The following is a 12,308-nucleotide window of genomic DNA, read 5'->3' as shown; positions in this document are numbered from 1 at the left end:
AACACCATGAGTCTGGATATCTTCTGGTTCCTGCCGACTTCCGGCGACACCCGCTACCTGGGCCACTCCGCCAGCGGCCGCCCGGCCACCAACGCCTACATGCGGCAGATCGCCGTGGCGGCGGACCAGCTGGGCTACGACGGCCTGCTGATCCCCACCGGCGCCAGCTGCCTGGACCCCTGGGTGACCGCCGCCAGCCTGGTGCCGGTGACCCAGCGCATCAAGCTGCTGGTGGCCCTGCGCACCTCCCTCGGCAACCCCACCGCCTCGGCCCGCCAGGCCGCCACCCTGGACCAGGCCAGCGGCGGGCGCCTGCTGCTCAACGTGGTGCCCGGCGGCGACGCCACCGAGCTGGAAGCCGACGGCGTGTTCCTCGCCCACGACGAGCGCTACGCCGCCTCCGACGAGTTCCTCAGCATCTGGCGACGCCTGCTGCAGGGCGAAACGGTGGACTTCGACGGCCAGCACCTCAAGGTCAAGGGCGCCCAGAACTTCTTCCCGCCGGTGCAGCAGCCCTACCCGCCGCTGTACTTCGGTGGCTCCTCCCCCGCCGCCCACGAGCTGGCGGCCAAGCACGTGGATGCCTACCTGACCTGGGGCGAGCCACCGGCGGCCGTCGCCGAGAAGATCGCCGACGTGCGCGCCCGCGCCGCTCGCCATGGCCGCAGCGTGCGCTTCGGCGTGCGCCTGCACGTGATCGTGCGGGAGACCAACGCCGCCGCCTGGGCTGCCGCCGACGAGCTGATCAGCCACCTGGACGACGCCACCATCGCGGCCGCCCAGGCCAACTACGCGCGGATGGACTCCGAAGGCCAGCGACGCATGGCCGCGCTGCACGGCGGCGACCGCAACAAGCTGGAAGTGGCGCCCAACCTCTGGGCCGGCGTCGGCCTGGTGCGCGGCGGCGCCGGCACCGCCCTGGTGGGCGACCCCGAGACGGTGGCCGCGCGCCTGCTGGAGTATGCGCAGCTGGGCGTGGACAGCTTCGTGCTGTCCGGCTACCCGCACCTGGAAGAGGCCTACCGCTTCGCCGAGCTGGTGTTCCCGCTGCTGCCCGGCAAGGGCAAGGTCACGGTGGACGGTGCCTTCACCGGCGGCGCCTTCGACATTCGCGCCGGCAAGGAGAACGTCGCGTGAAGATCATCGACATGCGCTGCCGCCCGGCCTACCTGCACCCATTCTTCGGCGGGGCGCCGGGCACGCCGGAACATGACACGGCCCGCTGGCTGAACCGCCGCGTGGGCACGCGGGGCCCGGACAACCACTTCGAGCGCTCGCTCACGCCCGAGGGCTTCCTCACCGAAGTGCGCGACGCCGGGTTGTACCGCGCCGTGGTGGTGGGCCGGCATACCCCCTCCCAGCATCTGCCCAACGAACGCATCCAGGCCATTGTCCAGGGGCACGAAGCGCTGATCGGCATCGGTTCGGTGGAGCCGGCCCTGCAGGGCATCGACGCGGCGCTGGCGGAAGTGGACCGCGCGGTAGACAAGCTGGGCCTGGCCGGCATCGACCTGGAGCCGGGGTTCGGCGACCCCGCCCGGCACCCGGACGATCCGCTGTACTGGCCGCTCTACGAGCACCTGCAAGCGCGCGGCATCCCGCTGTTCCTGATGAGCGGGCCGACCACGCCGGACCCGGCCTACAACGACCCCGGCCGCCTGGCGGCCGTGGCCCGGGCCTTCCCGCAATTGCCCATCGTGGTCTACCACGGCTACTGGCCCAACGTGCAGCAGGCCCTGGGCGTGGCCTTCCGCTACCCGAACATCCACCTGGTGCCGGACATGTACCTGTTCCTGCCCGGCAGCGAAGGCTACGTGCAGGCGGCCAACGGCTTCCTCGCCGACCAGCTGCTGTTCGGCTCCTCCTACACCTTCCGGCCGATCCGCCAGAGCATCGAGGATGCCCAGCGCCTGGGCCTGCGGGACGAGGTGCTGGAGAAGTTCTTCCACGGCAACGCCGCGCGCCTGTTCAAGCTCTGATGACCCCGGGCCGCCGTTGGCGGCCCATACCTAGTTGCTGGCCAGCCCCAGCAGTTCTTCGCGGCGCTCCGGCTCGCGGGTGCGGGGCGAGAGCCAGATGTCGAAGAATGCCCGGGCGAAGGCGCGGTCGTCGACGGCGTGGGTGAGCCGGTCGCCGAAGTAGAAGCGCGCGCCCTGCCCCGGCAGGAATACCCCGGTGATGCGCTGCCCCGGCTCCACGTCGACGAAGGCCTGGCGCATCTGCTCGGCCCAGGCCTGCAACTGCGCCTCGCTGACCCGATCCCCCGCCGTCCGGCGGATTTCCTTGAGGCTGGCGGCCACCAGGTCATCGCGCTCGATAGTGCGGTGGTAGGTGAGCTCCAGGGCGAACGGCGCGTCCGCCGCCAGCGGCGCCGTTGGCGACCACAGGCGGGCGCTGTAGAGGCGGAAGCCGAAGAAGCTGTAGTCCGCACTGCCCACCAGGCGCGCCTCGGGCAGGGCTTGGCGCCAGTCGGCCTGGGCCAGGCCGGTGGCAGTCAACAGGCAGCAGGCCAGCACGGCCCGGCGAAAGAAAGGATGCATGGCGTCACTCCGGTTAGGTGACGGCCAATATTGTACAAACCGACTATTTGTACAAGAACAACCGATCAACGCGGCAGCGCCTCCCGGCGCCGCCGCCCTGTGATCAGGCCACGGCCCTGGACTCGCGCTCGGCGGCGGCCTCGGCCTCCAGCTCGCGAACCAGTGGCAGCACGTGCTGGCCGAAGTACTCCACCTCCTCCTGGAAGTGCAGGAAGCCGGAGAGGATCAGGTCCACCCCCACGGCCTTGAGGGCGAGGATGCGCTCGGCGATCTGCCGGGGCGTCCCGATCAGGTTGGTCTTGAAGCCGTCGTTGTACTGCACCAGGTCCTCGAAGGTGGACTTGGCCCAGTTGCCTTCACGCTCCGGGCTGGCCGCGCCGGCGTGCTTCACCTCGGCACCGAAGGCGTTGACTGCCTCGGGGTTGGCCTTGTCGATGATCTCCTGCAGCACTGCGCGGGCCTCCTCCTCGGTATCGCGGGCGATGATGAAGGCGTTCACCCCGATCTTCACGCTGTGCCCGTTGGCGGCGGCCTTGGCGCGGATGTCGTCCACCTGGGCCTTGATCCCCTCCACCGTGTTGCCGTTGGTGAAGTACCAGTCCGACACCCGGGCCGCCATGTCCCGCGCAGCTCGCGAACTGCCGCCCTGGAAGATTTCCGGGTGCGGTTGCTGCAGCGGCTTGGGCTTCAGGCTGTAGTCGCGGAAGCGGTAGAAATCGCCGTTGAAGGTGAAGCTGTCCTCGGTCCAGATACCCTTCAGCGCGCGGATGAACTCCTCGGAGCGGCGGTAGCGTTCGTCGTGGTCCAGCCAGGGCTCGCCGATGGCGTGGAATTCGCCCCGGAACCAGCCGGACACCACGTTGATGGCGATGCGCCCGCCGGTGAGCTGGTCGATGGTCGCCAACTGCTTGGCTGCCAGGGTCGGGTTCCAGGGCCCCGGCAGGATGGCCGCGATCACCTTGAGCTTTTCGGTCGCCGCCAGCAGTGCATGACTGATGGCCACCGACTCATGCTGGTACTCGGCGCCGTAGCCGGCGGTGAAGCGGATCTGCGACAGCGCGTACTCGAAGCCGGCCGCCTCGGCCGTGCGGGCCAGGGTGCGGTTGTAGTCGATGTCCCAGCGGGTGCGCTGCTCGATGGTGCTGACGACGAGGCCGCCGCTGACGTTGGGGACCCAGTAGGCGAACTTGATCGGTTGCTGGCTCATGGCTTCTCTCCTGTGCGAACGGACGGATGGCCGCACCGGCGGCCAGTTGCACAAGGTCTTCAGCAGCAACCATGCCAGGATAAAAAAGCCTTTACGAACAATGATTTGCATCAATCAGCAGACAACGGGCGGCTGCCCGGACGAGGACAACCTGCTGATGCACTGTTGCCCGACCAACAGCCTTTCGGCCGTCAGCCACACGCAGGCAGCCGCCCGGCGCGAAGGCGCCGGGGGTGGCTGGGTCAGGTCATGACGGCGCGGGCAGAACGCCCCGCGCCAGGTTCACGGACGGCGCTGGCGCCGGGCCTCGGCCAGGCGACGCTGCTCGTCACTGCGGACAGGGATGGGTTGCAGGCGCGGGCGCTCGATCAGCCCAAGGGTCACGGACAACTGCCAGGCGAAACGGCTCAGCCAAGCTTTCATGGTCCCCTCCTCATCAGGACAGGCGGCGGAAGGATTCCGCTGCCAATTACAGCGTAGACCTGCCCCGGAAAGGGCGAACTGCGCTGAATCAAAATTTACAGGAGCCGGTCAGACGCCAGGAGCGGCCAGCGTAGGAAGCCGACTAACGGAGCCTGCCGGACGGAACCGCCTCGGCGCCACAGCACGCGGCGGGAAACGGGCCAGGGAACGGTTCGCCGCGCGCATAGCCGGCCATGATGATGGCCAGGAACAGCACGGCCACCGCGCTGAACAGCACATGAGGGCGCCTCTAAAAACGTAGGCGAGGCCGTCAGCGCAAGGCAAAAACAGGCGAAAAAAGCGCAGTTTACGTGCAGTAAATGAGCATTTTTAGCCTGTTTTTAACGCAGCGATGACAACGCAGGTAGTTTTTTGGGGTGCCCTTGAGGGGGTTGGGCTCGCCCACGGGCCGGTCCTTCGAGGTCAGGGAGCAACACAGGATCGACCGGCACCACGGGCAAGGGTTCAAGCATTTTTCACCGACGCTGAACGGCCACCGACCTGACGGGCGGTCGCCACCGCAGGGTCAGGCGCGCGCCGCCACCGCGCGCTGGTTGGACGCCAGGATGTTGTCCGGCTCCAGCGCCCGGCCCGCCTCCACCGCCGCCAGCCAGTCCTGGGTGCTGGCCACGGCGCCGAAGCCGGCATGCAGCACCACGGTGACCACCCGATGGATCTCCTCGGCGGTGACCGAACCGGCGGCGTTGGCGTAGGGCAGCGAGCCGGTGGCGTCGTTCAGCAGCTCCACCGTCCAGCCCTCGTGGGCAGCCTGGCGCACCGTGGAGTCGTCGCAGTGGTGGGTCATGTAGCCGACCACCGTGAGGGTGTCCACGCCACGGGCACGCAGCCAGACACCCAGGCCGGTGCCGTACAGGGCGCTGGCCTCCTCCTTGTCCACCAGCAGGTCATGGGGGCGACGGGCGATCTCCGGGTGCAGTTCGGCGGTGGCGCTGCCACGGGCGAAGATGGGTGTGCCTTCCGGGGTCAGGTGCCGCACCACCACCACCGGGATGCCGGCAGCGTGGGCCGCATCCATGGCGCGGGTGATGTTGGGCAGCGACTGGCTCACCGGCGGGTACTCGATCAGCAGGCTGCCGTTGAAGTACTCGTTCTGCACGTCGATGACGATCAGGGCGCGTTTCGGGGACTGGGACATCAGGGTTTCCTCGCAAGCTCAGGCAGTGAAGGTGGCGAGGATTGTTGGCCAGCCCCCTGCGACGCACGAGTGGCCCAGTTGCCAAGTTCCGCTAAGATCGGGCCAAGCCAACCGGAGCCCCTCCATGCCAGCCCCCGTTATCGCCGTGGTCGCCTTCGACCACATCAGCCCCTTCCACCTGTCCGTGCCCTGCCTGGTATTCGGCGAGATGCAGCCCGATGCGCCGCCCTTCGAGCTGCGCGTCTGCGCGGCGGAAGACGGCCCGCTGCGCACCAGCGCCGGTTTCCAGATCAGCGTCAGCCACGGCCTGGAGGCCCTGGAGGACGCCCACACGGTGATCGTCCCCAGTTGGCGCGACCCCGACGAACGCCCGCCGCAGCCCCTGCTGGATGCGCTGCTCGCCGCCCACCAGCGCGGCGCCCGCCTGGTGGGGCTGTGCCTGGGGGCTTACGTGCTGGCCGAAACCGGGCTGCTCAACGGCCAGCGCGCCACCACCCACTGGGCCTGGGCGCGGGACTTCAGCGCCCGCTACCCGGCCGTCGACGTGGACCCGGACGTGCTCTACCTGGAAGCAGGCAACCTGCTCACCTCCGCCGGCACCGCCGCCGGGCTCGACTGCTGCCTGCACCTGCTGCGTCAGCACTGCGGCGCCGAACGGGCCAACCGCGTGGCCCGGTTGCTGGTGGTGGCGCCCCACCGCCAGGGTGGCCAGGCGCAGTTCATCGAACAGCCGCTGCCCGCCAGCGCCCGCGATGACCGCCTCGCCGGGCTGCTCGACTGGGTGCGCACCAACCTGCGCGAACCCCACAGCCTGGACAGCCTGGCCGAGCGCGCGCTGATGAGCCGGCGCAGCTTCACCCGGCACTTCCGCCAACTCACCGGCGCCACCCTGGGCGACTGGCTGCTGGCCGAGCGCCTGGCCCTGACCCAGCGCCTGCTGGAGAACACCGACCAGAGCGTGGAGCAGATCGCCACCCTCGCCGGCTTCGGCTCGCCCGCCTCCCTGCGGCACCACTTCGGTCGTCACTTCGGCGTCTCGCCGTCGGCCTGGCGACAGAGCTTCCAGGGGAGCGCTTCGTAGCAGCGCGGCCGGCATCCCGGGCTGAAGCCCGGGCTACGGTCACGCCTGGGGTTTGGGCTGCAGGTCCATCAGCTCGATCCAGGCCTTCAGGTTCGCCCCCAGCATCCCCTTGCGCCACATCAGCCAGGTGGTGGCGGTGGCGAAGGGTTCGGCCAGCGGGTGAATCGTCACCGCCTCGCGCCCCGGCATGCTCTGCAGCATGGAGCGCGGCATCAGCGCCACCCCGCCACCGGCCACCACACAGGCCAGCATGCTGTGGTAGGACTCGATCTCCATCACCCGGCCCATGGCCACCCGCGACTCGGCGAACCAGCGCTCCAGGCGCTTGCGGTAGGAACAGCGCGAGCGAAAGGTGTAGACCGCCGCCCCTGCCACGTCCGCCGCGCTGGCCACCGGCCCATGGCCGAGGGCGGTGATCAGCACCAGCGCCTCGTCGAACAGCGGGATGCCGTCCAGGTCAGCGTATTCCAACGGGCCGTCCACCAGCGCCGCGTCCAGTCGCCCGGCCACCAGCCCCTCCACCAGTTCGCCGCTGGGCTGCGTCTGCACCTGCAGGTTCACTGCCGGCCAGGCCCGGTGGTAGCGCGCCAGCATCGGCGGCAGGTGGATGGCCGCCGTGCTGTACATCGAGCCGATGAGGAAGTCCCCCGCCGGCTCGCCGACCTTGATCGCCGCCTCCGCCTCGGCCTGCAGGGCGAACAGCCGCTCGGCATAGCCCAGCAGCACCTTGCCCGAGGCCGACAGCTGCAGGCGCTGGCGCTCCCGCAGGAACAGGTCCACGCCCAACTGCTCCTCCAATTGCCGCAGCCGCGTGGAGAGGTTCGATGGCACCCGGTTGAGGCGCTCCGCCGCGCGGGCGATGGAGCCGGATTCGGCCACCGCCTGGAAGATGCGCAACTGGCTGAATTCCATGGCATGCATTCTCTTTTGCTGAATGAGTTGTTCTTTATTATTCGTTTTTTATGAACACCGCAACGCCCTAGCATGGTCTTCCGATGTCCTGCATGGAGCCCTGCCATGGCCCCCTCGATCCGCATCCTCGCCAGCCTCCTGGCCCTCATCGCCGCCATGGGGATCGGCCGCTTCGCCCTGACCCCGCAGCTGCCGCACCTGATCGCCGAAGGCCAGGTGGACCTCACCGCCGCCGGCCTGGTGGCCGCCGCCAACTACCTCGGCTACCTGGTGGGTGCGCTGGACGCCCTGCGCGCCACCACCGCCCAGCGTGCCCGCCGACGCCTGTTCGGCGGGCTCTGGGTGGGCGTGGCGATCACCCTGGCCTCGGCCTGGGCCGAAGGCTTCTGGGCCCATGCCCTGTTGCGCTTCGCCGCTGGCGTCACCAGCGCCTGGGTGCTGGTGGTGGTGACCGGCCTGGCCGCCCAGGTGGCGGCAGACGCCGGACGGCCGCGCCTGGGCGGGCTGATCTTCACCGGGCCCAGCCTGGGGGTGATCCTCACTGGCCTCATCGCCCTCGGCCTGAACCTGCAAGGAGCGGGTTCGGCCCAGGCCTGGCTGGCCTTCGGCAGCGTGGCGCTGGTGCTGGCGGCCATCGCCCACCCGTTGCTGCCGCGTCCGCGTACCGCCTCGGCGACCGGCGCGATGCAGGCCGGGCCGCGTCCGGCGGCCTTCTACCCGCTGCTGGTGGCCTACAGCCTGGTGGGGATGGGCTACATCCTGCCGGCCACCTTCCTTTCGCAGATGGCCGCCAGCCAGTTCCACGGGCACTGGCAGGCAGACCTGTTCTGGCCGGCCTTCGGCCTGGTGGCGACCCTGGGGGTGCTGCTGGTGAGCCTGCGCCGCCCCGGCATGGGCAGCACCGGTCGCTGGCTGGTGGGGGCGCTGTGGCTGCAGGCGCTTGGCGTGCTGGCCTGCCTGTTCCCGGGCATGACCGGGCTGGCCCTGGGCGTGGTGCTGTGCGGAGCGCCCTTCCTCGCCAGCATGTTGCTGGTGATGCAGCGGGCGCGGGAAATCGACCCCCAGGGCCACGCCCGCAACGTCGGCCTGCTGACTGCCGGCTTCGCCCTCGGCCAGCTCAGTGGCCCGCTGCTGGCGGCCCTGAGCAGCCACTTCAGCGGCGGCCTGCGCCCGGCCCTGCTGCTGGCCGCCGGCGCCTTGCTGCTGGCGGGCGGGCTGATGCTGAGGGCGCGGGAAGCCGTGAAGGTGAACAGCGTTGCGACGTGCCGGGGTTGAGCCGCAGGGTCCGGGTGCCACCTGACGGTCCCGGGCTGAAGCCCGGGCTACGAGGGGAGCACAGGATCAGCCGGGAAGGCCTCGCGCTCTTCCTCACGCAGGGTCAGCACGCGGAAGCCGGTCTCGGTGACCAGCACGGTGTGCTCGAACTGGGCGGAGAGGCTGCCGTCTCGGGTGATCACCGTCCAGCCGTCGGCCAGGGTGCGCACCTGGCGGCGGCCCTGGTTGATCATCGGTTCGATGGTGAAGGTCATGCCCGGCTCCAGGCGCAGCCCCTGGCCGGGCCGGCCGACATGCAGCACCTGGGGGCTTTCGTGCATCTGCCGGCCGATGCCATGGCCGCAGAACTCCAGCACCACCGAGTAGCCCATGCGCTCGGCGTGGGTCTGGATGGCATGGCCGACGTCCCCCAGGGTCGCGCCCGGGCGCACCACGCGGATGGCGTCGTACAGGCACTCGCGGGTCACCCGCACCAGCCGCTTGGCGTCCTCGCTGATGCAGCCGACGGCGTACATCCGGCTGGTGTCGCCGTAGTAGCCGTTCTTGATGACGGTGACGTCCACGTTGACGATGTCGCCCTCCTTCAGCACCTCGCTGGCCGACGGCCAGCCGTGGCAGACCACGTGGTTCACCGAGGTGTTGACCGTGTACGGGTAGCCGTACTGGCCCTTGCTGCCGGGGATGGCGTCGAGGGTCTCGACGATGTAGCGCTCGCAGAAGGCGTCGATGTCCATCGTGGTGATGCCGGGCACGATGAACGCCTCCAGCGCCTCCAGCACCCGCGCGGCGAGCCGCCCGGCCACGGCCATGCGCGCGATCTCGTCGGCGGTCTTGATCGTCACCTTGCTCATTGCACCGCCTCTTCCGCTGCACCGGCGCTTTCCAGCTCGCGGGCCTCGCTCATCAGCCGGCGGATGATGTCGGCGTAGGTCAACTCGGGATGCGCCTCGGCGAGCATGCCGATGCGCATCCAGTGCTCGGCCTGGGCGTTGATGGAACGGGACATGGCCCGGCAGGCGACGCGGGCCTCCTCGTGCAGGGAATCCGAGATCTTGACGATGCCCATGGCAAATACTCCATATACGAAATGCTACATAACATAGCACTCCGAATTGGCTCATGGGGTACGTGCAACGATGAAGCGAGGGCAGTCTGGCGCAGCCAGACCCGCCACCTTCTGGCTCCGAAACTCGCCAGGCCAGGCGAACCAGGCGGCCTCGGCTGAACCCGCGAATCAACCACTCACGGAATGAAAGGGCCGCATAGCGGCCCTTTTGCACTGCCCTGCTCAGGTCCCGGTCTTGATCTTGGTCCAGGTCCGCGTGCGGATGCGCTCCATCTTCGGCGGCAGCATCTCCACGGAGAACAGCTTGGCCTGCACCTCGGCCGGCGGGTAAACGTTGGGGTTGTCCCGCAGCTCGGCCGACGTGAGCGCGTCGGCAGCCTGGTTGGGGTTGGCGTAGGCCACGTGGTCGGAGATCGGCGCCACCACCTCCGGCTGCAGCAGGTAGTTGAGGAAGGCGTGGGCCTCCTCGACGTTCTGCGCGTCCTTGGGGATGGCCAGGACGTCGAACCAGGCGGCGGTGCCTTCCTTGGGAATGCGGTACTCCACCTTCACCCCGTTGCCGGCCTCGCGGGCGCGGGCGGCGGCCTGCATGGCGCCGCCGGACCAGGCCAGGGCCACGCACACCTCGCCGTTGGCCAGGTCGCTGACGAACTTGGAGGAGCTGAAGTAGCGCACGCTCGGGCGCAGCTTCTCCAGCAGCGCTTCGGCCTTCTTGTAGTCCTCCGGGTTGCGGCTGTTGGGCGGCAGGCCGAGGTAGTGCAGCACCTCGGGAATCACCTCGGTGGGCGAGTCGAGGAAGGCCACGCCGCACTGCTTGAGCTTGGCCAGGTTGTCGGGGTTGAAGATCAGGTCCCAGGAGTCCACCGGGGCGTTGTCGCCGAGCACCGCCTTCACCTTGTCGACGTTGTAGGCGATGCCGTTGGTGCCCCACATGTAGGGCATCACGTACTGGTTGCCCGGGTCCTTGGCGGCCAGCACCTTGAGCAACGCCGGATTGAGGTTCTTCCAGTTGGGCAGCTTGCTCTTGTCCAGCGGCTGGAACACGCCGGCCTTCATGTAGTTGGGCAGGAAGCCGTCGCTGGGTACCACCAGGTCATAGCCGGAGTGGCCGGACAGCAGCTTGGCCTCCAGCACCTCGTTGCTGTCGTAGACGTCGTACTTGGGCTGGATGCCACTGGCCTTGTGGAAGTTCTCCAGGGTGTCGGGGGCGATGTAGTCGAACCAGTTGTAGATGCGCACCACCGGCTCGGCGGCAACGGCATTCAGCGAGGCGCCCAGGAGGGCGCCGGCGAGCAGCAGGCGGGCACTCATCGGGCAGCCCCTTCGTAGCCCTGCAGCACGTTCACCGCGTTGACGCCGATGGCCTCGACGGCGTAGCCGCCTTCCATAATGAACAGCGTCGGCAGGCCGAGGGCGGCGATGCGCTGGCCCATGCGCAGGTAGTCCGGCGAATCCAGCTTGAACTGGGAGATGGGGTCGTCCTTGTAGGTGTCCACGCCGAGGGAGATTACCAGTGCGTCCGGGGCGTAGGCGGCGATGCGCTGGCAGGCATCCTCCAGCGCGGCGGACCACCCGTCCCAGGCGGTGCCATGGGGCAGCGGGTAGTTGACGTTGAAGCCCTCCCCCGCGCCCTCGCCGCGCTCGTCGGCATGGCCGAGGAAGTAGGGGTACTCCACCAGCGGGTCGCCGTGGATGGAGGCGAACAGCACGTCGTTGCGGGTGTAGAACAGCTCCTGGGTGCCGTTGCCGTGGTGGTAGTCCACGTCGAGGATGGCGACCCGCTTGGCGCCCTGGTCGAGGAAGGCCTGGGTGACGATGGCGGCGTTGTTGAAGAAGCAGTAGCCCCCCATGAAGTCGCTGCCGGCGTGGTGGCCCGGCGGACGGCACAGGGCGAAGGCGGTGCGGGCGCCCTGGCGCATGTGGTCCTGGGCGGTCAGCGCCACCTGGGCGGAGCTGTACACGGCCTGCCAGGTGCCGGGGGTGATGGGCGCTTCGGTGTCGAAGCTGTAGTGGCCCAGCTCGCCCATCAGTGCGGTGGGGATGGGGCCGTCGCGACGCAGGCGACGGGCCGGGAAGGTGGTGGAGACCAGGTCGCCGCTGTGGCCTTCGGCCTCCCAGCGGGCCCAGGCGCCCTGGAGGAACTTCACGTAGCCGGCGTCATGCACACGGAGGATGGGGTCGAGGCCGAAGTCGCGCGGCTCGATCACCTCGCCCAGCACCTGCTGGCGCACGCGGGCAAGCACGGTGTCGGCGCGGCTGGGCATTTCGAAACAGGGCTGGAGCTTGCCGTCGACCAGTTCGGACTGGCCGAAGTGGAGGCGATGATCGTCGCTGTACACGGTCAGCATGGGGGCGTACCTCATCGGGGTTCTTGTTGTTGGTGAGCCCGATTCTCGGCCGCCGCCCCCGCTTTGAGCAGTGGGGGTAACGGCCAATAGGGGATCGAAATGGCCAACATGGCTGGCCACGTCAGGTCTTATACCCCGCCTACGGACCGGCTACCGCCCGTAGGACGCGGTGAGCTCGGCGAACCGCATCGAGCCCACGTCGCACGGACAACGATGGGCTTCGCACAGCTCAGCCCATCCTACGGTTGCCGTCGTAATACC

General features: G+C 69.0%; 14 protein-coding genes. 5 read left to right on the top strand and 9 right to left on the bottom strand.

Going from position 1 to position 12,308, the window contains the following annotated elements; genetic code table 11:
* Positions 1-6: 6 nt before the first annotated feature.
* Positions 7-1,137, top strand: a complete 1,131-nt coding sequence (ssuD, locus tag FBY21_RS00445; RefSeq protein WP_074968356.1) for an FMNH2-dependent alkanesulfonate monooxygenase — start codon at positions 7-9, stop codon at positions 1,135-1,137.
* Positions 1,134-1,979, top strand: a complete 846-nt coding sequence (locus FBY21_RS00440) for an amidohydrolase family protein (RefSeq protein WP_142007913.1) — start codon at positions 1,134-1,136, stop codon at positions 1,977-1,979. The genes ssuD and FBY21_RS00440 overlap by 4 nt, the downstream gene beginning before the upstream one ends.
* Before the next feature lie 30 nt (positions 1,980-2,009).
* Here the strand turns inward: FBY21_RS00440 and FBY21_RS00435 are convergent, their stop codons facing one another.
* The gene (locus FBY21_RS00435) at positions 2,010-2,540 is read right to left on the bottom strand and encodes a chalcone isomerase family protein (protein WP_142007912.1); all 531 of its coding nucleotides are present in this window, start codon (positions 2,538-2,540) and stop codon (positions 2,010-2,012) included.
* A 103-nt stretch (positions 2,541-2,643) separates the two neighbouring features.
* On the bottom strand, positions 2,644-3,747 hold the full coding sequence (gene sfnG, locus FBY21_RS00430) for a dimethylsulfone monooxygenase SfnG (RefSeq protein WP_142007911.1): 1,104 nt from the start codon (positions 3,745-3,747) through the stop codon (positions 2,644-2,646).
* On the opposite strand from sfnG, the gene FBY21_RS00425 reads away from it, so the two are divergent.
* The gene (locus FBY21_RS00425; RefSeq protein ID WP_142007910.1) at positions 3,746-4,000 is read left to right on the top strand and encodes a hypothetical protein; all 255 of its coding nucleotides are present in this window, start codon (positions 3,746-3,748) and stop codon (positions 3,998-4,000) included. The genes sfnG and FBY21_RS00425 overlap by 2 nt on opposite strands.
* 29 nt (positions 4,001-4,029) lie before the next feature.
* Here the strand turns inward: FBY21_RS00425 and FBY21_RS29505 are convergent, their stop codons facing one another.
* Positions 4,030-4,170 (bottom strand): PA1414 family protein, encoded by a 141-nt coding sequence (locus FBY21_RS29505; protein WP_164707369.1) that lies wholly within the window; start codon positions 4,168-4,170, stop codon positions 4,030-4,032.
* 565 nt (positions 4,171-4,735) lie between these two features.
* Entirely contained in the window at positions 4,736-5,368 is a 633-nt protein-coding gene (locus tag FBY21_RS00415) for a cysteine hydrolase family protein (protein ID WP_253543956.1), read from the bottom strand.
* A gap of 121 nt (positions 5,369-5,489) precedes the next feature.
* Here FBY21_RS00415 and FBY21_RS00410 point away from each other — a divergent pair, with 121 nt between their 5' ends.
* On the top strand, positions 5,490-6,446 hold the full coding sequence (locus tag FBY21_RS00410) for a GlxA family transcriptional regulator (protein WP_142007908.1): 957 nt from the start codon (positions 5,490-5,492) through the stop codon (positions 6,444-6,446).
* A gap of 39 nt (positions 6,447-6,485) precedes the next feature.
* Here FBY21_RS00410 and ptrR read toward each other — a convergent pair whose 3' ends face one another.
* A complete protein-coding gene (ptrR, locus tag FBY21_RS00405) occupies positions 6,486-7,358 on the bottom strand; it encodes a putrescine utilization regulator PtrR (protein WP_044408434.1) in 873 nt (290 codons plus the stop codon).
* A 105-nt stretch (positions 7,359-7,463) separates the two neighbouring features.
* On the opposite strand from ptrR, the gene FBY21_RS00400 reads away from it, so the two are divergent.
* Entirely contained in the window at positions 7,464-8,633 is a 1,170-nt protein-coding gene (locus FBY21_RS00400; RefSeq protein WP_142007907.1) for a YbfB/YjiJ family MFS transporter, read from the top strand.
* A 47-nt stretch (positions 8,634-8,680) separates the two neighbouring features.
* Here the strand turns inward: FBY21_RS00400 and map are convergent, their stop codons facing one another.
* The 4 genes from map to FBY21_RS00380 form a co-directional block, all read right to left on the bottom strand.
* Entirely contained in the window at positions 8,681-9,484 is an 804-nt protein-coding gene (gene map, locus FBY21_RS00395) for a type I methionyl aminopeptidase (protein WP_142007906.1), read from the bottom strand.
* The gene (locus FBY21_RS00390) at positions 9,481-9,699 is read right to left on the bottom strand and encodes a ParD-like family protein (RefSeq protein WP_107329892.1); all 219 of its coding nucleotides are present in this window, start codon (positions 9,697-9,699) and stop codon (positions 9,481-9,483) included. Before FBY21_RS00390 ends, map begins: the two co-directional genes overlap by 4 nt.
* Before the next feature lie 222 nt (positions 9,700-9,921).
* Positions 9,922-11,010 (bottom strand): extracellular solute-binding protein, encoded by a 1,089-nt coding sequence (locus FBY21_RS00385; RefSeq protein WP_142007905.1) that lies wholly within the window; start codon positions 11,008-11,010, stop codon positions 9,922-9,924.
* On the bottom strand, positions 11,007-12,047 hold the full coding sequence (locus FBY21_RS00380; protein ID WP_142016185.1) for a histone deacetylase family protein: 1,041 nt from the start codon (positions 12,045-12,047) through the stop codon (positions 11,007-11,009). The genes FBY21_RS00385 and FBY21_RS00380 overlap by 4 nt, the downstream gene beginning before the upstream one ends.
* Positions 12,048-12,308 lie beyond the last annotated feature (261 nt).

The organism is Pseudomonas sp. SLBN-26 (assembly GCF_006715895.1).
Lineage (GTDB): Bacteria > Pseudomonadota > Gammaproteobacteria > Pseudomonadales > Pseudomonadaceae > Metapseudomonas > Metapseudomonas otitidis.
This window is presented reverse-complemented; position numbering and strand designations above follow the sequence as displayed.

Coding starts and splice junctions, on each gene's coding strand:
- FBY21_RS00425 (WP_142007910.1), top strand. CDS start 3,746: ATGGCTTCTCTCCTGTGCGAACGGACGGATGGCCGCACCGGCGGCCAG.
- FBY21_RS00390 (WP_107329892.1), bottom strand. CDS start 9,699: ATGGGCATCGTCAAGATCTCGGATTCCCTGCACGAGGAGGCCCGCGTC.
- map (WP_142007906.1), bottom strand. CDS start 9,484: ATGAGCAAGGTGACGATCAAGACCGCCGACGAGATCGCGCGCATGGCC.
- FBY21_RS00385 (WP_142007905.1), bottom strand. CDS start 11,010: ATGAGTGCCCGCCTGCTGCTCGCCGGCGCCCTCCTGGGCGCCTCGCTG.
- sfnG (WP_142007911.1), bottom strand. CDS start 3,747: ATGAGCCAGCAACCGATCAAGTTCGCCTACTGGGTCCCCAACGTCAGC.
- ptrR (WP_044408434.1), bottom strand. CDS start 7,358: ATGGAATTCAGCCAGTTGCGCATCTTCCAGGCGGTGGCCGAATCCGGC.
- FBY21_RS29505 (WP_164707369.1), bottom strand. CDS start 4,170: ATGAAAGCTTGGCTGAGCCGTTTCGCCTGGCAGTTGTCCGTGACCCTT.
- ssuD (WP_074968356.1), top strand. CDS start 7: ATGAGTCTGGATATCTTCTGGTTCCTGCCGACTTCCGGCGACACCCGC.
- FBY21_RS00410 (WP_142007908.1), top strand. CDS start 5,490: ATGCCAGCCCCCGTTATCGCCGTGGTCGCCTTCGACCACATCAGCCCC.
- FBY21_RS00380 (WP_142016185.1), bottom strand. CDS start 12,047: ATGCTGACCGTGTACAGCGACGATCATCGCCTCCACTTCGGCCAGTCC.
- FBY21_RS00400 (WP_142007907.1), top strand. CDS start 7,464: ATGGCCCCCTCGATCCGCATCCTCGCCAGCCTCCTGGCCCTCATCGCC.
- FBY21_RS00435 (WP_142007912.1), bottom strand. CDS start 2,540: ATGCATCCTTTCTTTCGCCGGGCCGTGCTGGCCTGCTGCCTGTTGACT.